Annotated in this window: 22 protein-coding genes and 2 tRNA genes; 20 read left to right on the top strand and 4 right to left on the bottom strand. The window is 70.4% G+C overall.

The window, feature by feature from the left end; genetic code table 11:
* Positions 1 to 746: 746 nt before the first annotated feature.
* Both AB0G56_RS38050 and AB0G56_RS38045 read right to left on the bottom strand, forming a co-directional pair.
* Positions 747 to 1,412 (bottom strand): YdcF family protein, encoded by a 666-nt coding sequence (locus AB0G56_RS38050; protein WP_360979554.1) that lies wholly within the window; start codon positions 1,410 to 1,412, stop codon positions 747 to 749.
* Entirely contained in the window at positions 1,409 to 2,203 is a 795-nt protein-coding gene (locus tag AB0G56_RS38045; RefSeq protein ID WP_360979551.1) for a GntR family transcriptional regulator, read from the bottom strand. Before AB0G56_RS38045 ends, AB0G56_RS38050 begins: the two co-directional genes overlap by 4 nt.
* Before the next feature lie 159 nt (positions 2,204 to 2,362).
* Between AB0G56_RS38045 and AB0G56_RS38040 the strand changes: the two genes are divergently transcribed.
* The 14 genes from AB0G56_RS38040 (at position 2,363) to AB0G56_RS37975 (ending at position 10,640) form a co-directional block, all read left to right on the top strand.
* The gene (locus AB0G56_RS38040) at positions 2,363 to 2,692 is read left to right on the top strand and encodes a hypothetical protein (protein WP_360979548.1); all 330 of its coding nucleotides are present in this window, start codon (positions 2,363 to 2,365) and stop codon (positions 2,690 to 2,692) included.
* Positions 2,693 to 2,694: 2 nt separating this feature from the next.
* The gene (locus AB0G56_RS38035) at positions 2,695 to 4,035 is read left to right on the top strand and encodes an FtsK/SpoIIIE domain-containing protein (RefSeq protein ID WP_360979545.1); all 1,341 of its coding nucleotides are present in this window, start codon (positions 2,695 to 2,697) and stop codon (positions 4,033 to 4,035) included.
* Positions 4,036 to 4,050: 15 nt separating this feature from the next.
* The gene (locus AB0G56_RS38030) at positions 4,051 to 4,230 is read left to right on the top strand and encodes a hypothetical protein (RefSeq protein ID WP_360979542.1); all 180 of its coding nucleotides are present in this window, start codon (positions 4,051 to 4,053) and stop codon (positions 4,228 to 4,230) included.
* Positions 4,231 to 4,235: 5 nt separating this feature from the next.
* On the top strand, positions 4,236 to 4,910 hold the full coding sequence (locus AB0G56_RS38025) for a DUF2637 domain-containing protein (RefSeq protein WP_360979539.1): 675 nt from the start codon (positions 4,236 to 4,238) through the stop codon (positions 4,908 to 4,910).
* An 18-nt stretch (positions 4,911 to 4,928) separates the two neighbouring features.
* Positions 4,929 to 5,114: a mobile element transfer protein gene (locus tag AB0G56_RS38020; protein ID WP_360979536.1), complete on the top strand. Its 186-nt coding sequence runs from the start codon at positions 4,929 to 4,931 to the stop codon at positions 5,112 to 5,114.
* 16 nt (positions 5,115 to 5,130) lie between these two features.
* The gene (locus AB0G56_RS38015) at positions 5,131 to 5,457 is read left to right on the top strand and encodes a SpdD protein (protein ID WP_360979533.1); all 327 of its coding nucleotides are present in this window, start codon (positions 5,131 to 5,133) and stop codon (positions 5,455 to 5,457) included.
* A 5-nt stretch (positions 5,458 to 5,462) separates the two neighbouring features.
* Positions 5,463 to 6,011, top strand: coding sequence for a GGDEF domain-containing protein (locus AB0G56_RS38010; protein WP_360979530.1), 549 nt, complete (start codon positions 5,463 to 5,465; stop codon positions 6,009 to 6,011).
* 18 nt (positions 6,012 to 6,029) lie between these two features.
* A complete protein-coding gene (locus AB0G56_RS38005) occupies positions 6,030 to 6,266 on the top strand; it encodes a hypothetical protein (RefSeq protein ID WP_360979527.1) in 237 nt (78 codons plus the stop codon).
* Between the two features lie 90 nt (positions 6,267 to 6,356).
* On the top strand, positions 6,357 to 6,539 hold the full coding sequence (locus AB0G56_RS38000) for a hypothetical protein (RefSeq protein ID WP_360979524.1): 183 nt from the start codon (positions 6,357 to 6,359) through the stop codon (positions 6,537 to 6,539).
* 5 nt (positions 6,540 to 6,544) lie between these two features.
* On the top strand, positions 6,545 to 6,715 hold the full coding sequence (locus AB0G56_RS37995) for a hypothetical protein (protein ID WP_360979521.1): 171 nt from the start codon (positions 6,545 to 6,547) through the stop codon (positions 6,713 to 6,715).
* Positions 6,712 to 7,911 carry a DNA cytosine methyltransferase gene (locus tag AB0G56_RS37990; RefSeq protein WP_360979518.1) on the top strand — a complete coding sequence of 400 codons (1,200 nt, stop codon included), beginning with the start codon at positions 6,712 to 6,714 and terminating at the stop codon, positions 7,909 to 7,911. Before AB0G56_RS37995 ends, AB0G56_RS37990 begins: the two co-directional genes overlap by 4 nt.
* Positions 7,908 to 9,302 carry a replication initiator protein RepSA gene (gene repSA / locus AB0G56_RS37985; RefSeq protein WP_360979515.1) on the top strand — a complete coding sequence of 465 codons (1,395 nt, stop codon included), beginning with the start codon at positions 7,908 to 7,910 and terminating at the stop codon, positions 9,300 to 9,302. Before AB0G56_RS37990 ends, repSA begins: the two co-directional genes overlap by 4 nt.
* Entirely contained in the window at positions 9,295 to 9,507 is a 213-nt protein-coding gene (locus tag AB0G56_RS37980) for an excisionase family DNA-binding protein (protein ID WP_360979512.1), read from the top strand. The genes repSA and AB0G56_RS37980 overlap by 8 nt, the downstream gene beginning before the upstream one ends.
* Positions 9,507 to 10,640 (top strand): tyrosine-type recombinase/integrase, encoded by a 1,134-nt coding sequence (locus AB0G56_RS37975; RefSeq protein ID WP_360979509.1) that lies wholly within the window; start codon positions 9,507 to 9,509, stop codon positions 10,638 to 10,640. Before AB0G56_RS37980 ends, AB0G56_RS37975 begins: the two co-directional genes overlap by 1 nt.
* Before the next feature lie 66 nt (positions 10,641 to 10,706).
* On the opposite strand, the gene AB0G56_RS37970 is transcribed toward AB0G56_RS37975, so the two are convergent.
* Positions 10,707 to 10,780, bottom strand: a tRNA-Gly gene (locus AB0G56_RS37970).
* Positions 10,781 to 12,493: 1,713 nt separating this feature from the next.
* On the opposite strand from AB0G56_RS37970, the gene AB0G56_RS37965 reads away from it, so the two are divergent.
* The 5 genes from AB0G56_RS37965 to clpX all read left to right on the top strand — a co-directional run bounded on the left by AB0G56_RS37965 (position 12,494) and on the right by clpX (position 17,383).
* Positions 12,494 to 12,570, top strand: a tRNA-Pro gene (locus AB0G56_RS37965).
* A 341-nt stretch (positions 12,571 to 12,911) separates the two neighbouring features.
* Positions 12,912 to 14,303 (top strand): trigger factor, encoded by a 1,392-nt coding sequence (tig, locus tag AB0G56_RS37960; protein WP_360979506.1) that lies wholly within the window; start codon positions 12,912 to 12,914, stop codon positions 14,301 to 14,303.
* A 281-nt stretch (positions 14,304 to 14,584) separates the two neighbouring features.
* Positions 14,585 to 15,190, top strand: coding sequence for an ATP-dependent Clp protease proteolytic subunit (locus tag AB0G56_RS37955; RefSeq protein WP_360979607.1), 606 nt, complete (start codon positions 14,585 to 14,587; stop codon positions 15,188 to 15,190).
* A gap of 57 nt (positions 15,191 to 15,247) precedes the next feature.
* Positions 15,248 to 15,928: an ATP-dependent Clp protease proteolytic subunit gene (locus AB0G56_RS37950; RefSeq protein ID WP_360979503.1), complete on the top strand. Its 681-nt coding sequence runs from the start codon at positions 15,248 to 15,250 to the stop codon at positions 15,926 to 15,928.
* A gap of 168 nt (positions 15,929 to 16,096) precedes the next feature.
* Positions 16,097 to 17,383, top strand: coding sequence for an ATP-dependent Clp protease ATP-binding subunit ClpX (gene clpX / locus AB0G56_RS37945; protein WP_360979500.1), 1,287 nt, complete (start codon positions 16,097 to 16,099; stop codon positions 17,381 to 17,383).
* A 72-nt stretch (positions 17,384 to 17,455) separates the two neighbouring features.
* Here the strand turns inward: clpX and AB0G56_RS37940 are convergent, their stop codons facing one another.
* Positions 17,456 to 18,499: a hypothetical protein gene (locus tag AB0G56_RS37940; RefSeq protein WP_360979496.1), complete on the bottom strand. Its 1,044-nt coding sequence runs from the start codon at positions 18,497 to 18,499 to the stop codon at positions 17,456 to 17,458.
* A 135-nt stretch (positions 18,500 to 18,634) separates the two neighbouring features.
* On the opposite strand from AB0G56_RS37940, the gene AB0G56_RS37935 reads away from it, so the two are divergent.
* On the top strand, positions 18,635 to 21,259 hold the full coding sequence (locus tag AB0G56_RS37935) for a valine--tRNA ligase (RefSeq protein WP_360979493.1): 2,625 nt from the start codon (positions 18,635 to 18,637) through the stop codon (positions 21,257 to 21,259).
* Positions 21,260 to 21,376: the final 117 nt, after the last annotated feature.

Here is a 21,376-nt window from a genome sequence, read left to right as displayed (position 1 = left end):
CCTGCAGCTTTCGGGTAAATCGCCCACTTCCTGCCAAATTGACTGCCAAGACTTTGCGTAGGCTTTGCCTGGCCTGGCGACGCTAGTGGTGGCGCATCGCCTGTTGAAGTCGTCAGGCGTGCACTAGTGAGTGTGCCTCAGAATGAGCCGCAACACAAGCTTCCAAGGCCAGGGGCCCCATCTGCCTGGTTTTATTAAATCAAGCCGCACTACGGCTGCGGTGTTCCTATGAATCGAAGGTTGGCGGTAGGAGGCCCCCCTCAACCCACCACCCACCCCCGGCTCCCATCCCGTACGCCGTCGACCCACACACTGTGGAGCGGGCGTGGTTCATGGCGTCCAGGTGGAGCGCGCCACTGTACGAACGACCTGGACGCCATGGGCCGCGTCTGCTCGGCTCTGCCTGGGGCGATGGTGTGCGGGATGGGAGCCCCCAGCATCCACCACGATGGACCCGCGGGCGGCGACGGCGCCCCCTCCATCCCGGTGCCGGCCGATCCCCCGCCGGAGGCACTGTTTTGACCGTGGCCGCGCTATGCGGTGATCGGCTCATGGCCACCGGCCCATCCACCTGTGGGCGCGCGTCGGCGCAGCCGGGGCGGAGCGGGCCGGAGGCAGGAGCGGCGCTCCGAGCGGAGCCGGGAGCGCGCCCGGCGGAGCGGAGCGCAGCCGGGGCTTGATGAGGTAGAGAAACCTGTAACAACTCGCTCGGCGCGACGGGATCTGGGCAAGGTGCCTTGGTGGTGTCAGGAAGAGGCCGCGTCGCTCCGAAGGAGTCGGCTGGTGAAGCCCCGCTGACGCAAACGTTCGTACGCCTGGAGGACGTCGGCTGGGACGTGCTGGCTGATCATAAAGCCCTGTTCCGGGTAGATCAGCAGTCGCTGAAGCGCGCCTACGAGCATGTCAATCACCAGTCGGGCGTCACCGATGGAGTCGACGTACTCGTCCAGCGACATCGGGGTAGATGCGCTGATGATCTCGACCTCGGGCCAGAGTTTGCGGGCGGTGGCGTACGCCCTCCGCTCCTCGTATGGCTTGCTGATCAGGAGCACCGAGGCCACATCAACGCCAGCCTCCTTCAGCACGGCTCGCGAGAAGCGGATGTTCTCACCCGTGTTGCGCGCCCGCGGCTCCACGAGGATGGCGGAGTCATGGACGCCGAGTTCCAGCGCCCGCTCCCGGTAGTGCACGGCTTCTCCTCGGGGCATCCGCTGCCTCGTCGTGGGACTCGTGGCCCCAGTGAACACGAGCAAGGGCGCCATGCCACGCCGGTAGAGATCGGCCGCAGTGTCGGCCACCCCCAGGTCGTGACTACCCAACCCGATCGCTACGGAGCACGGCCGCACGGAGTGGCCCATCTGGTGGTAGTCCCACAGGCGCCGCGTGTCGGCCCAGTCTTGCGATGAGATCACTTCTGCGCTTCCCCGTCCCGGGCCGAGTCCGGCACCTTGAAGTCGTACTCCCACGCGAAGCGTGAGGCGACGTGCACGCCGATGGCGAACTCGACCACGGTGTCAGAGGCCGTGTACGTGGTCCTGTGCAGTTCCACGACGGGCTCTCCCGGGGGAAGCTGCAGCAACTTCGCTTCGTCCGGAGTGGCGGCACGGGCCGCTAGTTCTTCCTTCATGTGATCGATCTCGTACCCGGCGTCGTACAGCACGCGGAACCCGCCGCCTCGGCCGGCCGGTCCCGGCGTGGGGTCGACCAAGCGTGTGCCCTCCACGTGTTCCGGGCGGTAATAGCTGGTCAGGGTGTGTGTTGGCTGGTCGCCTTCCTTGACCAGCCGCGCGCGTGCGTACACATCGGCACCCTCCGGGACACCGAGCGCCGCCGCGACCTCCGGTGACGCCTGAACGCGACTGACGGTCTGGGTCTGCTCGTTCCGTCGGAACCCTCGGCCAGAGGCCACGCGGTCCGCGATGAACGCCACCTCGTCACCGTCCCGCCACTTGGCTTTGTCGTAGCGAGCGATGCCAAGTCGCTTCAGTGGGAGCTGCTGTCGTACGACCGTGCCGTGTCCCCGTGAGGACGTGACCAAGCCTTCGGCCTCCAGTGCCTTGTAGGCGGCGTGGACAGTGGACTTGGAGCCCTCGCCGGCGTCCACCAGCTCCCTGATGTGGGGCAACTGCTGGCCGGGGGCGTAGTCACCCCTCTTGATCTGTTCGGCCAGTCGATCAGCCAGTTCCCGCCACTTCGGCGCCATCGCGAACCCCTCTCATCAGGTTCTAGTCAAACACAGTCCCAGGACTGTTGACAGTCCCAGGACTGCGGTGCACTATCTTGCTTAGTCGCTCGCAGTCCTAGGACAGCGGGCACTCGGTGGCCTCATTCGGGCTGCTGGAGCCAACACAGGGAGTACCTGATGCCGTCGTTCAAGATTGACCTTTCGTCCGCTGTGGTGTTCGTGGCGACCGCGCCGGAACCCAAGATGGCCAACAAGAAGACCGGTGAGCGGGCTCTGGACCGGGACACCGGGGCGTCCCTGTCGACGGTGGGCCTGCTGGTCTCCGACGAGGGGGAGGGCAACCTCTACCAGGTCACCGTCCCGGAGACGGGCCTCCCGGAGGGCCTGGCTCCTGGTATGCCGGTGCGGGTGGTCGGCCTCAAGGCCCGGGACTGGGAGAACGAGTTCAACGGGCAGAAGCGGCACGGGATCTCGTTCCGCGCGGTCGCGATCACTGCGGCGGCCTGACCATGAGCGACCTGTCCATGATGCTGGAGACCACGGGTGTCCTCGCGGGCGCCGGCGGTCTCGGCTACGCCAAGGTCCGCGCGCCGGGGGTGTACTGGTCGCTGGTCGGGCTGCCGGTCACCTGGGGCCGGTTCACGATCACCTACCGGTCCACGATGGACGTGTGCGGGCTGACGGTCCAGCCGTCCCGGCTGCGGGCCTTCCTCGCCCGGAACGTGGCACGCCGTGAGGTGCTGCCGGTCCCGCCCAGGGTCCGCCGGGTCCGTGGCACGTCGACGGGGCTGCGGGTGACGCTGCGGCTTCCCGCCGGCCTGGAGCCTGCCGACCTGATGGCTGCCTCGGAACGGCTGCGGCACGCGTGGGGCGTCCACTCGGTCACCATCGCGGAGACCAAGCCCGGCTATGTCGAGCTGCGCATGACCGGCTATGACGTGCTGCGCCGCGTCCGGATGCCCCGCCGCGCTCGCCCTGCCGATCTGGCGGTGCCGGTGGCACTGCGGGAGGACGGGACCGCGTTCGTCCGCGACTACCGCAAGGTCCCCATGGCCCTCACCCTGGGGGCGAACAACTCGGGCAAGTCCGTGTATCAGCGCAACCTGATCAAGGGCCTGGCGGAACTGCCTGTGGGGCTGGTCGGGATCGACTGCAAGCGGGGTGTGGAGCAGTCCGCCTACGCCCCCCGCCTGTCCGCCCTGGTGACCACACCGGATGAGGCGGCCTCGCTGCTGGACGTGCTGGTGACGGAGATGGAGTCCCGCTTCGACCTGCTCAGCGCGCACGGGGTGTCGGACATGTGGGAGCTGCCCGAGCACTTACGGCCGGTGCCGATCGTGGTCTTGGTGGACGAGGTGGCGGAACTGTTCCTGATCTCCTCCAAGAAGGACGAGGAACGCCGGGAACGGATCGTCACCGCATTGATCCGGCTGGCGCAGATGGCCCGCGCGGTCGGGATCTACCTGGAGGTGTGCGGGCAGCGCTTCGGCTCCGAGCTGGGCAAGGGCGCCACCATGCTCCGCGCCCAGCTCACCGGGCGTGTGGTGCACCGGGTCAACGACAAGCAGACCGCCGAGATGGGTCTCGCGGACGTCGCCCCGGACGCGGTCATGGCCGCCGGCCTCATCCCCGCCGAACGCCCCGGCACCGCCGTTGCGGCGGATTCCTCGGGTGGCTGGGCGAAGATCCGCACCCCGCACACGTCCCGCGACGAGGTGACGGCCGCCTGCCGCCGGTTCGCTCACCTGGTCCCGGACCTTCCCGCCCTCACCCCGTTCCGGCCGCACGTCCCGGCTGTCGCTCCGGTCGCGGGTCCGTCGCTGGTCAAGCCGCGCCCGGTCACGGACTGAGAAGGGGACAACGTCATGGCCACACGTAAGAAGGTGCTGCCCAAGCCGGTGTCCTGCCCGGACTGTGACGGCAAGGGCGAGACGAGTGAAACCGTCCGCGTCGGCGCCCGCAAGGGCCGCGTCACCGACAACCGGCAAGCCGCTCTGTGCCTGACCTGCCTGGGCACCGGCGAGGCACCCGCGGGCGGGGAGTGATCCCCGTGAACCGAGTTGTCCGCCCCGATGCCGTCCTGATCCAGGCCGTGATCGCCGGTGCGCTGTCCTTCGCGCACCTGCACGACCTGGCGGCGGCGGCCGGGCAGTCCGGCTGGAAGGCATGGGCCTACCCGGTCTCGGTCGACCTGCTGCTGGTCGCCGCCTGGCGTCGCCTCCGGGCCGGCCGGGACCGCTCCTCCTGGACCTGGTTCGCCATCGCATTGGCGGCCTCCCTCGGCGCGAACGTCGCCACCGCCGGACTCCTCGACCTGCACCAGGTGCCCGCCTGGCTGCGCATCCTCGTCGCCGGCTGGCCCGCCCTCGCCTTCCTCGGCGGCACCCTCCTCGTCCACGCGCCTACCCCGGCGGTTCCCGAACCGGCCCCGGAAGCGGACGAGACGGAGGCGCCGGAAGTCGAGATGCACCGCACCGACACCCCCGAACCGGCACCCCCGGCCCCGGCCCCGGCTCCGGTCCCCGCGGAACTGGCCCCGGCACCGCCCAAGCCGCCCGCCGTCGCCCCGCCGGTTCCGCCGGCGCTGCTCGACCACGCCCGTTCGATCGCTGACGCACACCGCAACAGCACGGGGGAGCAGATCACCGCCGCCGCGCTGACCGCCCGGCTCGGCCTGCCCGCCCCGACCTGCGAAGCCATCGCCGCGCAACTCCAACTCGCCTGATCAGAAAGGAGTCCGCCCATGCGCCCGAACCGCTTCTACGACGTGATCAAGATCGGCCCGGTCAAGGTCGGCACCTACAACAACGGACGCGGCCAGACCCGGCACACCGCCGCCTGCACCGCCCCCGGCTGCGGCTTCTCCACCGACCACCGCGACCGCTCCGCCGCCGAACTCTCCGCCCGTACCCACCGCTGCACCGCCTGACAGAAGGGAAGAGCCCGTGTTCACACCGAAGTACCCGCCCCCGGACACCGCCTCCACCACCCCGCTCCCCGCGCCGACGCCTGCGGTCGAACACACCCCGGCCACCACCACCCCGGCCCCGGCACCGGTCCCGGTCGCCCCGGCGCCGGCCTCGAACCGGCCCACGGTCCAGCTCACCCCCGGCACCGCGCTCGCCCTCGTCGGCGGCGGCACCGCCGTGGTCCTGGTCGTCGGCGCGGTCCTGGTCTCCATGCTCCTCGCGGTCGCCATCACCGGCGTCTCGGTCGCCGTGGTCGCCGTCGTCCTGCGCCTCCTCGTCAAAGACCTGCACAAGGGGCGGTGACCAGGATGGACACGCACGTGATCGCCGCCGCGTTACCGACGCTGGGCTGGGCCGTCCACGGCGGTCTCCTCGTCCGCCGCCTGGCCACCGCCCGCCGCGACCCGCTGACCGGCCTGCACACCCGCGCCGGATGGACCACCCGCGCCGAACACCTGCTGGCCAAGCACCCCGGCGCCCTGGTCCTCCTGGTCGACCTGGACGACTTCAAGGCCACCAACGACACCCACGGCCACGCGACCGGTGACGCGGTCCTCACCGCCACCGCCCGCCGCCTGAGCACCTGGGTCGGACGCTACGGCATCGCCGCCCGCCTCGGCGGAGACGAGTTCGCCGCCATCGTCACCGACCCCGGCCGCACCCCCGGCCACCAAGCCCTGCAACACGCCCTGAACCGGCCCCTCGACTACGGCGGCCACACCCTGCCGGTCTCCGCATCGGTCGGCTGCTGCCACTGCTCGAACCTGCCGGTACGCACCCTCACCGACGCCCTGGCCACCGCCGACGCAGCGATGTACGCGGCCAAGGGCCACGGCCGGCGCAACACCCACCACTGATCCCGAGAGGAACGATCCATGGGCATCTTCAGCCGCAGGAACAACGACACCGCCCCGGCCAACCCGCAGATGGCCGAACTGGGCCGCGAGTACGCCATCGCCCGCCGCCACGGCGACCGCAAGACCGTCGGCCGCATCAACCGGCAGATCGGCGCGTCCGGCATGAGCGACAGCGACCGCGCCTCGTTCCAGCAGGGCCGCGACGCCTACGACTCCATCCCGCCCATCCCCCGCGGTCGCAACCGCCGCCGCTGACGGCCCCGGGGCGGCTCTCTCGCCAAAGACCGCCGCCCCGGCGCCTGGACCCCTCATCAGATCCAACGGACCCGAAAGGGAGACCCCATCATGCCCCAGCACGCCCAGACGCCGCGCGTCTGCCGCGACTGCGACGGCCACGCCACCGCCGCGATCACGACGGGCACCCGCCACCGCGACGGCACCCGCGCCACCCTCACCGTCTCCTGCCCGGCCTGCAAGGGCACCGGCCACCGCGCCCCCGCCGCCGGCCTCGCCCGCGTCGGGAGGTGACCGCCGTGGCCCTCCTCGACTGGCGCTCACCCGACCACTTCGACCACAGCGGCGACAAGCCGTGCGTGATGTGCACCAAGCCCACCCCGCTGCGTTCCGACAACGGCAAGCCCGTCCACAAGGTGTGCGCCGAAGCATGGCTCGACGCCCACCCCGCGAAGGAGGGCGAACAGTGACCGCACACACTGGCCTGGTCCTGGACCTCTTCGCGGGCCCCGGCGGCTGGTCGGAGGGCTTGCGCGCCCTCGGCCTGCGGGATGTCGGTATCGAGATCGACGCAGCGGCCTGCGCCACCCGCGCCGCCGCTGGCCACACCACGATCCGCGCCGATGTTGCCGACTATCCCACCGCACCGCTCCGCGGGAAGGTCGCCGGGCTGATCGCCTCCCCGCCCTGCCAGACCTTCAGTGCCGCCGGACTGCGTGCCGGAAACGACGACATGGACCTGTGCCACCAAGGCCTTGACGACATCGCCCGCGGGAGCGACACCCGCAGTGCGTTGCGCGACGCCTGCGCCGATCCGCGCTCCCTCCTCGTCGTCGAGCCGCTGCGCTACGCCCTCGGCCTGCGCCCCGACTGGATCGCCCTGGAGGAGGTACCGGCCGTGGCGCCCCTGTTCGCCCACATCGCGGGCATCCTGCGCGGCCTCGGCTACTCGGTGTGGACCGGCGTGCTCAATGCGGCCGACTACGGCGTCCCGCAGACCCGCCGCCGCGCGCTCCTGCTGGCCTCCCGCACCCGCACTGCGGCGCCCCCTGAGCCCACCCACGCCAAGGACCCCGGACCCGACACGCTGTTCGGCCCCGCACTGGCGCCGTGGGTCACCATGGCCGATGCCCTCGGCTGGGGCGCCACCGACCGGCCCGTTCCCACCGTCACCGCCGGCGGCGGCAAGAGCGGGGGACCGGAGCCCTTCCCCACCTCGGCCCGCAAGGCGCTCATGGACGCCCAACGGCGCGGCGCGTGGGTGCTGCACACCAACCGCAACCAGATGTCCGACGGCAGTCGGCAGACGACCGACCCGCACAGGGCGCCCACTCCTACCTTCACGGCAAAGGCAGGCAGCCAGTGGGTCCTGCGGCACAGCAACCGCCGCAACGCCACCGTCCGCCGCGCTGACGAACCCGCCGCCACCCTGCTGTTCGCCAGGGCCAGCAACGACGTGTCATGGCACAAGGACGGCTCCGACGGCCCGGAATCCGTCCGCATCACCGTCCAGGAAGCCGCTGCCCTCCAGACCTTCCCCGCCGACTACCCCTTCCAGGGCACCAAGACCCGGCAGTTTGAGCAGATCGGCAACGCCGTCCCGCCGCTGCTCGCCTCCGCCGCCCTGCGCCCCCTGGTCCCCGCCGCGCTGGAGGTGGCCGCGTGACCGACACCGCCACCATGGCGGGCCTGGACCCGGCCACCCTCGCCGACGTGCTGAGGCTGGCCGGGTCCCCCGGCTTCGACCGCATCCAGGACCAGATCCGCCGCACCGGCGGCTGCACCGACCCGATCCGCCTGCAAGGCTCCGTCGTCGTCCGGGACAAGGAAACCCGGCACGTCCTGCACTCCTACTCCACCGACACCGAGCCGGGCGGCGTCCTCCGCGTGGCCTGCGGCAACCGGCGGGCCTCCCGCTGCCCCGCCTGCGCCTGGACCTACGCCGGCGACACCTACCACCTCATCCGCGCCGGCCTCGTCGGAGACCCCGCCAAAGGCACCCCCCACACCATCCGCGACCACCCCCGCGTGTTCGCCACCCTCACCGCCCCCTCGTTCGGCCCGGTCCACAACCGGCCCGGCAACCGGCCCTGCCGCTGCGGCACCCGCCACCCCGAAGACACCCCCGAACTCGGCACCCCCCTCGATCCCGAGAGCTACGACTACGCCGGCGCGGTGCTGTGGAACAACCACGCCTCCGACCTGTGGCGCTACTTCACGATCTACCTGCGCCGGGAGATCGCCAAGCGCGCCGGCCTCACCCAGAAAGCCGCACGTGAGGCCTCCCGCGTCGCCTTTGGCAAGGTCGCCGAGTACCAGAAGCGCGGAGCCGTCCACTTCCACGCCGTGATCCGCTTCGACGGCCCCGAGGGACCGGACAGCCCCCCGCCGGCCTGGGCCACCCTCGACCTGCTCACCGACTCGATCCACGCTGCTGCCGCCCGCGTCGCAGTCGACGTGCCCCCCGCCGGGGACCAACCGGCCCGCACGCTGCGCTGGGGCACCCAGCTCGACGTACGCCCGATCCGTGCCTTCGGGGACGGCTCGGAGATCACCGAACAGGCCGTCGCCTCCTACGTCGCCAAGTACGCCACCAAAGCCGCCGAGACCACCGGCACCGTCGACCGCCGCATCGGCAACAAGGAAGCCCTGGAACTCCTCGGCGTCCCCGAGCACCCGGCCCGGCTCATCGCCGCCTGCCTCGACCTGCACGCCCTCTACCCGGACCGGAAGTTACGGGAGTGGGCTCACATGCTCGGCTTCCGCGGCCACTTCTCCACCAAGTCCCGCCGCTACTCCACCACCCTCGGCGCCCTGCGCCAGACCCGCGCCGACTACCGCGCCGCCCAGCAACGCGCCGCCCTCGGCCTGCCCGACCCGGACGACGAGGAAGCCACCACCCTCACCCTCGCCCACTGGACCTACGCCGGCCACGGCCACACCCCCGGCGAATCCTGGCTCGCCGCCACCATCCGCCGCGACATCCAACTCAACCGCGAAACCGCCCGCGAAGAACTCGCAGACCCGCGCGACCAAGGAGGGGACGACTATGAATGAGCGGTACCTGAGTGTTGACCAGGTTGCCGAGATCCTCGGTACGACCGTGCGCTTTCCTCGGCGCCTGATCGAAGAGCGCCGGATCACGTACGTCAAGGTCGGCCGCCACGTGCGCATCCCCGAGAGCGCCGTTCGGGCCTTCATCTCCGCCAACACGGTGGAGCCGCGTCGGGGTGTGTCGCGTCTTCAGGAGGTGGCTGCCTGATGGCCGGCAAGCGTCGGCAGTTCGGCCGCGTGCGTAAGCTCCCGTCCGGTCGCTACCAGGCTCGCTACGTCGGTCCTGACGGGCTGCTGCGGCCCGCTCCGGAGACGTTCCGCACCAAGAGGGAAGCGGACGAGTGGCTTGCCGACAAGCAGACGGAGATGCGGCGCGGGGACTGGCACGATCCGGACGCCGGGAAGGTCTCGTTCGGTTCGTACGCCTCGGCGTGGATCAATGAACGGGAGCTGACTGTCAGGACGCGTCAGCTCTACGAGTCGCTGTTGAGGCTCCACCTCGAACCCACCTTCGGTGGCGTCAACGTCGCGGAGATCTCGCCTCCGTTCGTGCGGCGCTGGCGTGCGGACAAGCTGGCCGCCGGTACCGGTCCCACCACAGTCGCGAAGGCGTACGCCCTCCTGCGGGCGATCATGGCCACGGCGGTCTCGGATCAGATGATCAGACGCAACCCGTGCCAGATCAAAGGCGCCAGCACCGTGCACACACCGGAGCGACCGACCGCCACGGTGCAGGAGGTCTATGCCCTGGCGGACGCTGTTCAGTCCCGCTACCGGGCGCTGGTGCTGATGGCCGGCTTCCTCGGTCTGCGGTGGGGCGAACTGGTCGGCCTGCACCGCCGTGACGTTGACCTCGATCACGGTACGGTCCGGGTACGTCGTGCCGTCGCTGAACTCAACAACGGGGAACGGGAGATCAAGGCTCCCAAGAGCGCGGCCGGCAAGCGCACGGTCTCCATCCCGGCCGCGATCGTCCCCGACATCCGCGATCACCTCGCGCGGTATGCCGAACCTGGTGCGGACGGCCGGGTGTTCATCGGTGCCAAGGGGGCCACGCCTCGGCGCAACCACTTCAACCGGTTGTGGCACAAGGCGTGCGACCAAGCCGGCATCAAGGGTCTGCACTTCCATGATCTTCGGCACACCGGTAACACCCTCGCCGCCTCGACCGGCGCCAGCACTCGGGAGCTGATGGCGCGCATGGGCCACAGCACCGCACGCGCCGCGCTGATCTACCAGCACGCGAGCGCCGAGCGGGATCGGCTGATCGCCGACGCGGTGAGCGGCCTCGTCGACAAGGGGCGGCATCCGAAGGGGCACGCGGGGGACACGCCGGACTGAACACAGCCCCCGGAACAGATCAGGGCCAGGCGGAGGAATGATCCTCTGACCTGGCCCTGAGTCGTTTGGAGCGGGCGACGGGAATCGAACCCGCGTAGCCAGTTTGGAAGACTGGGGCTCTACCATTGAGCTACGCCCGCACACAACGCGCGCCGCTGGTCGGGTGACCGCGGCACACAGGCATCGTAGCGGGTCCCACCCCTTCCCCGCACACCCCTTCCACCCGGTCCGACGCGGAGCGTCCTGGGGTATGCGGCTGCACGACTGTGCTCGCCGGCTACGCGAACTCCGCTGCCGGTCACGGCCGTCACAGCCGACCCGGCGCCGGCCGACAGCAGCCGCGGGCCTGGCATGGCAGTACGGCAGCCGCCAGGCAGTCCCACCGGGCCGAGGCCCCCGGCCGGCCGGCATTCGCGCACGGCGCAAGCCCACGGGAACCGGGCGCACCCCACCCGTCCGGCCGTTCTCGTCCCCCCCCGAAGCCACGGGTCGGCGATGGCTCGGATCCCAGGCGTGTACGACCGGCCCGGCGACGCCCGCTCCAGGCCGGTCATACGCGCGCCTGCCCTCAAGACCCCGCACCGCGTGCGGCGGAAGGGGCCGAGGTGCGCCCGGCGTGGGTCGCGGGAGGCCGTGGCGCCGCCGAAAGCCCCCAGCGGTACGGCCCCGGCACGCCCGCGACGCGAAGGGCGGGTTGCAGGGTTGAGCCTGCTGGGCGCAGGGCCGAATCCGCCGGGGTGTCGGCCGGCGGCCGAGCCCGTGGGCCGGCCCACCCGCTCGCCGGAGTTCCGGCCCGATCCCGCCGGGTCCTGGTCCGCGTCCCGCCGGGGCGTCCGCCCGAGTCTGTCTGCTGGGGTGTCGGTTTGCGTCCCGCGGGGATTCCGGCCCGGCCCGCCGGGGTGGCGGCCCGAGCCCGCTGGGGCGCTCGGGCCCGCGTCCGGCCGGGGTGTTGTCCTGAGTCGGATTCTGATCCGTGTTCCGTCGGGGTGCCGGCCCGAGCCCTGCCAGGATGCCGGCCCGCGTCCGGCCGGGGTGGCGGCCCGAGTCCGCTGGTGTGCTGGCCCGAGCCCTGCCGGGATGTCGGCCCGCGTCCGGCCGGGGTGCTGACCTGAGTCCGCCGGGGTTCTGGTCCGTGTCCTGCCGGGGTGTCGGCCCGAGCCCTGCCGGGATGTCGGCCACGCGTTCGACCGTGGTGCCGGCCCGAGCCCGCCGGGGTTCCGCGCCTCGCCTCGCGGGGTGTCGGCCCGAGCCCTGCCGTGGTGTCGGCTCCCGTCCTGCCGGGGTGTCGGCCCGAGCCCTGCCGGGGCGCCGGCCCGCGCTGCGTTTGGGTGCAGGGCCCGCGCGGTGCTGGGGTGCAGAGCCCGAGCCGTGCTGGGGTGCAGGGGCGGAGCCCCCGCGTGGGGTCCGGGGCGGAGCCCCGGGAGGGTGACTCGTTCCTTACCGAGTCGGGTGGGTGGGTGGGAGACCGGGGTCCGGGGCGGAGCCCGGGGGAGGGGTGCGCTTTCAGGCCGCCGGTGGGAGACCGGGGTCCGGGGCGGAGCCCCGGGGAGGGGTGGGTGCACTCTCATCCCGCCTGCGGGAGACAAGGGGGCCAGCGCGGGGCCCCAGGGAAGGGGACCTTCTCAGCCCGCCGGTGGGAGACCGGGGTGCCGGGGCGGAGCCCTGTCCCACCGGGACGGGACCGCGAGCCCGGGACGGACCTCGCAGCGTGCGCAACCCAGGACGCCGTACCTGGCGGACGGCGACATCTGGACCGGGGCGCGCGCACCCCGCCACCCCCGCCCAGACACCCCCGCGAGGGAATTGCGGAGGCCGTACTGCCTGCGGGCATGTACCCTACGTGTCGCACCAGACGGGGTGTGGCGCAGCTTGGTAGCGCGTCCGCTTTGGGAGCGGAAGGCCGTGGGTTCAAATCCCGCCACCCCGACCACCCGCCGGCCGCCCGGCCGGCGCCACCGCACGTGTCCCGGGTGATTCCCGTGGCCGCACAGCAGCCGCACCGCGGACACACCGGATCCCCCTGGCCCCACCCTGGCCACGTAGTGCCCACCTCCTGGACCCGCCGTGGGCACACCGTGGGCCCGGCGGATCCCGTGATTCCCGTGATTCCCGTGATCGCCTTTTGGGGCGTTGAGCGGCTGCGGTTACTATGCAGACTGCGCGCCCGTGTGTCCGGCCTCCTGGCCTACGAACTCCTCCGGGCGGCGAATCCGCCGGACAACCCTCTGGCTCCGGCGAAATCCAAGAAGTCAGCCACAAGGAGACCGAACCGTGAAGAGCGCCGTGGAGACCCTGAACCCGACTCGGGTTCGGCTCACTGTCGAGGTGCCCTTCGAGGAGCTCAAGGACAGCCTCGACGCGGCGTACAAGAAGATCAACCAGCAGGTCACGGTGAAGGGCTTCCGCAAGGGCAAGATCCCGGCCCGGGTCATCGACCAGCGGTTCGGCCGCGGTGCGGTTCTGGAGGAGGCCGTCAACGACGCGCTTCCCAAGTTCTACACCGACGCGGTCAACGACGCCGAGCTGAACCCGCTGGGTCAGCCCGAGGTCGACATCACCGAGCTGAAGGACGGCGAGACGCTGAACTTCACCGCCGAGGTGGACATCCGCCCGACCATCGAGATCCCGGACTACTCCGGCATCGAGGTCGAGGTCGACGCCGTCGAGGTGACCGAGGAGGACGTCGACAAGGCGGTCGAGCAGCTGCGCGAGCGCTTCGCCTCGACCAGCCCGGTCGAGCGCGCCGCCGAGGACGGCGACGTCGTCACCATCGACCTGGAGGCCAAGGTCGACGGCGAGGTGCTGGAGGACGGCATCGCCAACGGCGTCTCCTACACCATCGGCTCCGGTGAGCTGCTGGACGGCATCGACGACGCCGTGAAGGGCGTGGAGACCGGTGGCGAGGCCACCTTCACCTCCGAGCTGAAGGGCGGCTCCGGGGCGGGCAAGGAGGCCGAGGTCACCGTCAAGGTCACCCAGGTCGCCTCCCGCGAACTGCCCGAGCTGGACGACGACTTCGCCCAGCTCGCCTCCGAGTTCGACACTCTCGAGGAGCTGCGCGCCGACAGCCGCAAGCGCCTGGAGAGCATGAAGCAGTACGACCAGGCCACGCAGGCCCAGGAGCGCGTCCTGGACAAGCTGCTGGAGCTGGCCGAGATCCCGGTCCCCGAGAAGCTGCTCGAGGACGAGATCAACACCCGCAAGCACAACCTCGAGCACCACCAGCTCGGTCAGATGGGTCTGACCCTCGACAAGTACCTGGAGATCCAGGGCAAGACCGCCGAGGAGTTCGAGACCGAGACCCGCGAGGCCGCGGTCAAGGGCATCAAGACCCAGTTCGTCCTCGACGAGCTGGTCAACAAGGAGAAGCTCAACGTCAGCCAGGAGGAGCTCACCGAGCACCTCATGCGGCGTGCCGCCTCCTCCGGCATGTCCCCCGACCAGTTCGCGCAGACGGTCGTCCAGCAGAACCAGGTTCCGCTGCTGGTCGGCGAGGTCGCCCGCGGCAAGGCCCTGGCCGTCGTGGTCGAGGCCGCGACCGTGAAGGACACCAACGGCGAGATCGTCGACCTGGACGACGAGGAGGACGAGGCCGCCGAGGGCGAGAGCGCCGAGGCCGCTTCCGCCGAGGGCACCGAGGGCGAGGAGAAGGCCGAGGCCTGATCCCCGCGCGGCGTCCGCCGCGTACGTACGATGGGCCCTGGGGCACTGCTCCCCAGGGCCCGTCGTCCTACCTGGCCACCCCCGTCCCACGGGCCCCGGCGCTACGCCCCCGGCGAACACTCCCGTTCGCGGGATTCCCCGAAGGGGCCCGCGCGTTAGGGTCCATGAATACGAGGGCAGGGGAGTCCCCGAAACCGGCCGGACGGCCCCACGCCCCGGCAGAACACGTGAGACGGCCCGGCGCCGTCGTAAGACGAGCAGGTGGATACGTGACGAATCTGATGCCCTCCGCCGCCGGCGAGCCCTCCATCGGTGGCGGCCTCGGCGACCAGGTGTACAACCGGCTGCTCGGCGAGCGGATCATCTTCCTCGGCCAGCCCGTGGACGACGACATCGCGAACAAGATCACCGCACAGCTGCTGCTCCTTGCCGCCGACCCGGACAAGGACATCTTCCTGTACATCAACAGCCCCGGCGGTTCCATCACGGCCGGTATGGCGATCTACGACACCATGCAGTACATCAAGAACGACGTGGTGACCATCGCCATGGGCCTGGCGGCCTCGATGGGCCAGTTCCTGCTGAGCGCGGGCACGCCCGGCAAGCGCTTCGCGCTGCCCAACGCCGAGATCCTGATCCACCAGCCCTCCGCCGGTCTGGCCGGCTCGGCCTCCGACATCAAGATCCACGCCGAGCGGCTGCTGCACACCAAGAAGCGCATGGCCGAGCTGACCTCCCACCACACGGGTCAGTCGGTGGAGCAGATCACCCGCGACTCGGACCGCGACCGCTGGTTCGACGCCCACGAGGCCAAGGAGTACGGCCTCATCGACGACGTCATCACGCACGCCGCCGGCATGCCGGGCGGTGGCGGCACCGGGGCCTGAGCCGACTCGGTCCAGCCAGCCCCCAGCCGACCGCCCAGCCCCTTTCCAGGAGACATCGTGAACGACTTCCCCGGCAGCGGCATCTACGACCGGACGCGCGCCGAGTACACCGGCCCCACGGCCGAGTCCCGCTACGTCATCCCGCGCTTCGTGGAGCGCACCTCGCAGGGCGTGCGCGAGTACGACCCGTACGCGAAGCTCTTCGAGGAGCGCGTGATCTTCCTCGGCGTCCAGATCGACGACGCCTCCGCCAACGACGTCATGGCGCAGCTGCTGTGCCTGGAGTCGATGGACCCCGACCGTGACATCTCGGTCTACATCAACAGCCCCGGTGGTTCCTTCACCGCGCTGACGGCCATCTACGACACGATGCAGTTCGTCAAGCCCGACATCCAGACGGTCTGCATGGGCCAGGCGGCCTCCGCCGCCGCGGTCCTGCTGGCCGCCGGTACGCCGGGCAAGCGCATGGCCCTGCCGAACGCGCGCGTGCTGATCCACCAGCCCTACAGCGAGACCGGCCGCGGCCAGGTCTCCGACCTGGAGATCGCCGCCAACGAGATCCTGCGGATGCGCGCGCAGCTGGAGGAGATGCTGGCCAAGCACTCCACCACGCCGATCGAGAAGATCCGCGAGGACATCGAGCGCGACAAGATCCTCACGGCCGAGGAGGCCCTGTCCTACGGGCTCGTCGACCAGATCATCTCCACCCGCAAGATGAACAACGCCGAGGTCCGCTGACGCGGACACCGCGCCCCCCGTCGCCCCCTGGCGCGGTCACGTCCAAGTGAACCGTGCCAAGGGGGGCCCGAACGGGGGGCCCGGCAAGGTACCGTCGACATAAGGCAGCACCAGGAGCCGCTGGACTCTACGCGTCCAGGCGTCTCCCAGGCGAAGGGGAAGCACACCGTGGCACGCATCGGTGACGGCGGCGATCTGCTCAAGTGCTCGTTCTGCGGCAAGAGCCAGAAGCAGGTCAAGAAGCTCATCGCAGGGCCCGGTGTGTACATCTGCGACGAGTGCATCGATCTCTGCAACGAGATCATCGAGGAGGAACTCGCGGAGACCAGCGAGGTGCGCTGGGAGGAACTGCCCAAGCCCCGCGAGATCTACGAGTTCCTGGACGGCTACGTGGTGGGCCAGGAGGCCGCAAAGAAGGCCTTGTCCGTCGCGGTGTACAACCACTACAAGCGGGTCCAGGCCGGGGAGAACGGCGGCGGCCAGAGCCGCGAGGACGCCATCGAGCTGGCCAAGTCCAACATCCTGCTGCTCGGCCCGACCGGGTCCGGCAAGACCCTGCTGGCCCAGACCCTGGCCCGCATGCTGAACGTGCCGTTCGCCATCGCCGACGCCACGGCGCTGACCGAGGCGGGGTACGTGGGCGAGGACGTCGAGAACATCCTCCTGAAGCTGATCCAGGCGGCCGACTACGACGTCAAGAAGGCCGAGACCGGGATCATCTACATCGACGAGATCGACAAGGTCGCCCGTAAGAGCGAAAACCCGTCGATCACGCGGGACGTGAGCGGCGAGGGTGTCCAGCAGGCCCTTCTGAAGATCCTCGAAGGCACCACGGCCTCGGTCCCGCCGCAGGGCGGCCGCAAGCACCCGCACCAGGAGTTCATCCAGATCGACACGACGAACGTCCTGTTCATCGTGGGCGGTGCCTTCGCCGGCCTGGAGAAGATCATCGAGGGCCGCGCGGGCGCCAAGGGCATCGGCTTCGGCGCGACGATCCGCTCCAAGCGGGAACTGGAGGCCAAGGACCAGTTCGAGGACGTCATGCCCGAGGACCTGGTCAAGTTCGGCATGATCCCCGAGTTCATCGGCCGCCTCCCCGTCATCACCTCGGTCCACAACCTGGACCGCGAGGCCCTGCTGAAGATCTTGGTCGAGCCGCGCAACGCCCTGGTGAAGCAGTACCAGCGCCTGTTCGAACTCGACGGTGTCGAGCTGGACTTCGAGCGCGAGGCACTGGAGGCCATCGCCGACCAGGCGATCCTGCGCCAGACCGGCGCGCGCGGCCTGCGCGCCATCATGGAGGAGGTCCTCCAGGGCGTGATGTACGAGGTCCCGTCCCGCAAGGACGTGGCCCGCGTCGTCATCACCGCCGACGTGGTCCTCTCCAACGTCAACCCGACCCTGATCCCCCGCGACGCCCGCGGCCGGGGAGCGGGGGAGCAGAAGACGGCGTAGCCGCCCGCGCACGAACACACAGGGAAGGGCCCCGGTCGCTCGACCGGGGCCCTTCCCTGTGCGGTGCCGGTGTCAGATCTTGACCCGGACCTCCTTGCGGAGCTTGGCGGCGAGGTCGGCCGCGTCCTCGAGGGAGATGCCGCCTCCGGTCGCCATCTTGGCCACGTCCATGGGCAGCACGTAGGCGAGTGTGCTGTGATCCGCCCAGATGCACATGGGCACGCTCATCGTCTTCGGAGCGCCGTTCTGCGCCTGCTCGTTGGTGATCTTGGCGCTCTGGCACTTCATGACGCCGTTGTCGAAGCCCGACGGCGACATCTTCTGGGGGCTGCCCTCGAGCTCGCCCTTGGTGCCGTCGCTGCCCTTGTCCTTCTCGGACTCGGACTTCATCTTGGAGAACATGGCGTCGACGACCTTTTCCGGGTCGTCGATCGTGCCGTAGACGCCGCTGAAGTTCAGCATCTTCTGCGTCAGCCCCTGACCGGCCATATATCCCGCGCTGACGTCCTTGGGGTTCTTCACCCCCCACGCCTGGGCGTCCTTCAGGTCGTCCTTGGTCATGCCGTCCGAGGCGTCGCTGTCGCTCTTCTTGTACTCACCGAGCACCGTCGCAGGCGTCACCAGCTTGTGCGGGCCGTCGTCCGCGACGGAGCTGCCGCCACCGCCGCCGATCACCATGTACGCCCCCACCGCGATCGCCGCCACGACCGCGACCGCGCCGATGATCAGCGCCGTCTTCTTGGCGCGGCCGCCGCCGCTGTCGGCGGCCGGCGGCTGGGGCATGCCGCCGTAAGGAGGCTGCTGGCCGTACGGGGGCTGGGGCTGCTGGCCGTACGGGCCCTGCTGGGGCGGGACGCCCTGCGGCGCCTGCTGGCCGTACGGACCGGGCTGCTGCTGCGGGGGCTGCTGGCCGTACGGGCCGGGCTGCGGCTGCTGGGGCTGCTGCGGGTAGCCGTAACCCGGCTGGGGCTGGGGCGGCGGGGCCTGCTGGGGGTAGCCGTAGCCGGGCTGCGCGGGCGGCGCCTGCGGCGGCTGCTGGCCGTAGGGGCCCGGCTGGCCGTACGGCCCGGGCTGCTGGGGCTGCCCGCCGTACGGGCCCGGCTGGTTGTAGCTCATTACTGGGTTCCCCCTCAGACGCTTATGTGTTCCTGACATCCTGGCGCAGGCCCGGTGTCCGCAGGCCATCGGGGTGCGCACCGTTACAGAAGAATGCGGTTCGGGACAGCGGCGTGACGCCTCTAAACTGACCCCGTGACCGAGAACGCTCAGCAGCAGCCACCAGCGCCCGACACCGAACTGCCGACCCAGTACGCGCCGGCCGACGTAGAGGGGCCGCTGTACGAGCGCTGGGTGGAGCGGGGTTACTTCGAGGCGGACGAGAAGAGCGACAAGCCGCCGTTCACCGTCGTCATCCCGCCGCCGAACGTCACGGGCAGCCTCCACCTGGGCCACGCCTTCGAGCACACGCTCATCGACGCCCTCACCCGCCGCAAGCGCATGCAGGGCCACGAGACGCTGTGGCAGCCCGGCATGGACCACGCCGGCATCGCCACGCAGAACGTCGTCGAGCGGGAACTGGCCAAGGAGGGCAAGTCCCGCCACGACCTGGGCCGCGAGGCGTTCGTCGAGCGCGTCTGGAAGTGGAAGGGCGAGTCCGGCGGGCAGATCTCCGGCCAGATGCGCCGCCTCGGCGACGGCGTCGCCTGGTCGCGCGAGCGCTTCACCATGGACGAGGGGCTCTCCCAGGCCGTCCAGACCATCTTCAAGAAGCTCTACGACGACGAGCTGATCTACCGCGCCGAGCGCATCATCAACTGGTGCCCGCGCTGCCTGACCGCGATCTCCGACATCGAGGTCGAGTACCAGGACGACGACGGCGAGCTGGTCTCGATGAAGTACGGCGACGGGGACGACACCATCGTCGTCGCCACCACCCGTGCCGAGACGATGCTCGGTGACACGGCCGTCGCCGTCCACCCCGACGACGAGCGCTACAAGCACCTGGTCGGCAAGCTCGTCAAGCTGCCGCTGACCGGCCGCTCCATCCCCGTCGTCGCGGACGAGCACGTCGACCCGGAGTTCGGCACGGGCGCCGTCAAGGTCACCCCGGCCCACGACCCGAACGACTTCGAGATCGGCCGGCGCCACGACCTGCCCGCCGTCACCGTCCTCGACGAGCACGCCGTCATCACCGCGCACGGCCCCTTCCAGGGCCTGGACCGCTTCGAGGCCCGTTCCGCCATCGTCGCCGCGCTGCGCGCCGAGGGCCGGATCGTCGCCGAGAAGCGCCCCTACGTCCACTCGGTGGGCCACTGCTCGCGCTGCAAGACCACCGTCGAGCCGCGCCTGTCCATGCAGTGGTGGGTCAAGGTCGGCCCGCTCGCGAAGGCCGCCGGTGACGCGGTCCGCGAGGGCAAGGTCAAGATCCACCCGCAGGAGATGGAGAAGCGGTACTTCGACTGGGTCGACAACCTCCACGACTGGTGCATCTCGCGCCAGCTGTGGTGGGGCCACCGCATCCCCGTCTGGTACGGGCCGAACGGCGAGGTCGTCTGCGTCGGCCCCGACGACGAGGCCCCGGCCGGCGAGGGCTGGCACCAGGACACCGACGTCCTGGACACCTGGTTCTCCTCCGGCCTGTGGCCCTTCTCCACGCTGGGCTGGCCCGAGCGGACCGAGTCGCTCGCGAAGTTCTACCCGAACTCCGTCCTGGTCACCGGCTACGACATCCTCTTCTTCTGGGTCGCCCGGATGATGATGTTCGGCCTGTACGCGATGGACGGCACCCCGCCGTTCCACACCATCGCCCTGCACGGCATGGTCCGCGACCAGTTCGGCAAGAAGATGTCGAAGTCCTTCGGCAACGCGGTCAACCCGCTGGACTGGATGGACAAGTACGGCTCCGACGCGCTCCGCTTCACCCTCGCGCGCGGTGCCAACCCCGGCGTCGACGTGCCGATCGGCGAGGACTGGGTCCAGGGCTCGCGCAACTTCGCCAACAAGATCTGGAACGCGACCCGCTTCGCGCTGATGAACGGCGCGACGGTGGACGGCCCGCTGCCGGACCCGTCGGCGATGTCCGCCACCGACCGGTGGATCCTGTCCCGCCTCAACTCGGTCGTCGCCGAAGTCGACGCGTACTACGAGGACTTCCAGTTCGCCAAGTTGTCCGACGCGCTGTTCCACTTCGCGTGGGACGAGGTCTTCGACTGGTACGTCGAGCTGTCCAAGACCACCTTCCAGGCGGGCGGCGAGGCGGCCGAGGTCAGCAAGCGGGTCCTCGGCGAGGTCCTGGACGTCACGCTGCGGCTGCTGCACCCGGTGGTCCCGTTCGTCACCGAGACGCTGTGGACCACCCTCACCGGCGGCGAGTCGGTCGTCATCGCCCAGTGGCCGGCCGACCGCGGCTTCCGGGACGCGGACGCCGAGCGGGAGATCGAGACGCTCCAGTCGGTCATCACCGAGGTCCGCCGCTTCCGCGCCGACCAGGGCCTGCAGCCGGGCCAGCGCGTCCCGGCCCGGCTGACCCTGGACGGCACGGCGCTCGCCCCGCACGAGGCCGCCATCCGCCAGCTGCTGCGGCTCCAGCCGGAGGGCGAGGCGTTCACGTCGACGGCGACCCTGCCGGTCGCCGGGGCGGAGGTCGCGCTGGACCTGTCCGGCACGATCGACGTGGCCGCCGAGCGCAAGCGGCTCGCCAAGGACCTGGCGGCGGCCGAGAAGGAGAAGGCCCAGGCGAACGGCAAGCTCGGCAACGAGGCGTTCCTCGCCAAGGCGCCCGACCACGTGGTCGAGAAGATCCGTACGCGGCTCGCCAAGGCCGAGGAGGACATCGTCCGCCTCACCGCCCAGCTGGAGCGGCTGCCGCAGGCGTAGGCGTCCGTACGCCGTCGAAGGCGTCCTCGAGGCGCCGCAAGATCGGAAGAGCGTCTAGTAGGTGAAGAGTGTGAGTTTCTAGTTGTAGATCTCGGTTGTCGACGTATCATTAAAAAG

Origin of the sequence: Streptomyces sp. NPDC021356 (assembly GCF_040641015.1) — a bacterium.
Classification (GTDB): domain Bacteria; phylum Actinomycetota; class Actinomycetes; order Streptomycetales; family Streptomycetaceae; genus Streptomyces.
Note: the sequence above shows the minus strand (reverse complement) of the source record. Positions and strands in the feature narration are given on the sequence as shown.

Excerpts from the sequence above, each read along its gene's own strand:
- AB0G56_RS38005 (WP_360979527.1), top strand. The coding sequence starts at position 6,030 with ATGGGCATCTTCAGCCGCAGGAACAACGACACCGCCCCGGCCAACCCG.
- AB0G56_RS37975 (WP_360979509.1), top strand. The coding sequence starts at position 9,507 with ATGGCCGGCAAGCGTCGGCAGTTCGGCCGCGTGCGTAAGCTCCCGTCC.
- AB0G56_RS38045 (WP_360979551.1), bottom strand. The coding sequence starts at position 2,203 with ATGGCGCCGAAGTGGCGGGAACTGGCTGATCGACTGGCCGAACAGATC.
- AB0G56_RS38040 (WP_360979548.1), top strand. The coding sequence starts at position 2,363 with ATGCCGTCGTTCAAGATTGACCTTTCGTCCGCTGTGGTGTTCGTGGCG.
- AB0G56_RS38000 (WP_360979524.1), top strand. The coding sequence starts at position 6,357 with ATGCCCCAGCACGCCCAGACGCCGCGCGTCTGCCGCGACTGCGACGGC.
- AB0G56_RS37955 (WP_360979607.1), top strand. The coding sequence starts at position 14,585 with ATGCCCTCCGCCGCCGGCGAGCCCTCCATCGGTGGCGGCCTCGGCGAC.
- AB0G56_RS37980 (WP_360979512.1), top strand. The coding sequence starts at position 9,295 with ATGAATGAGCGGTACCTGAGTGTTGACCAGGTTGCCGAGATCCTCGGT.
- AB0G56_RS38020 (WP_360979536.1), top strand. The coding sequence starts at position 4,929 with ATGCGCCCGAACCGCTTCTACGACGTGATCAAGATCGGCCCGGTCAAG.
- AB0G56_RS38010 (WP_360979530.1), top strand. The coding sequence starts at position 5,463 with ATGGACACGCACGTGATCGCCGCCGCGTTACCGACGCTGGGCTGGGCC.
- AB0G56_RS38030 (WP_360979542.1), top strand. The coding sequence starts at position 4,051 with ATGGCCACACGTAAGAAGGTGCTGCCCAAGCCGGTGTCCTGCCCGGAC.
- AB0G56_RS38035 (WP_360979545.1), top strand. The coding sequence starts at position 2,695 with ATGAGCGACCTGTCCATGATGCTGGAGACCACGGGTGTCCTCGCGGGC.
- AB0G56_RS37940 (WP_360979496.1), bottom strand. The coding sequence starts at position 18,499 with ATGAGCTACAACCAGCCGGGCCCGTACGGCGGGCAGCCCCAGCAGCCC.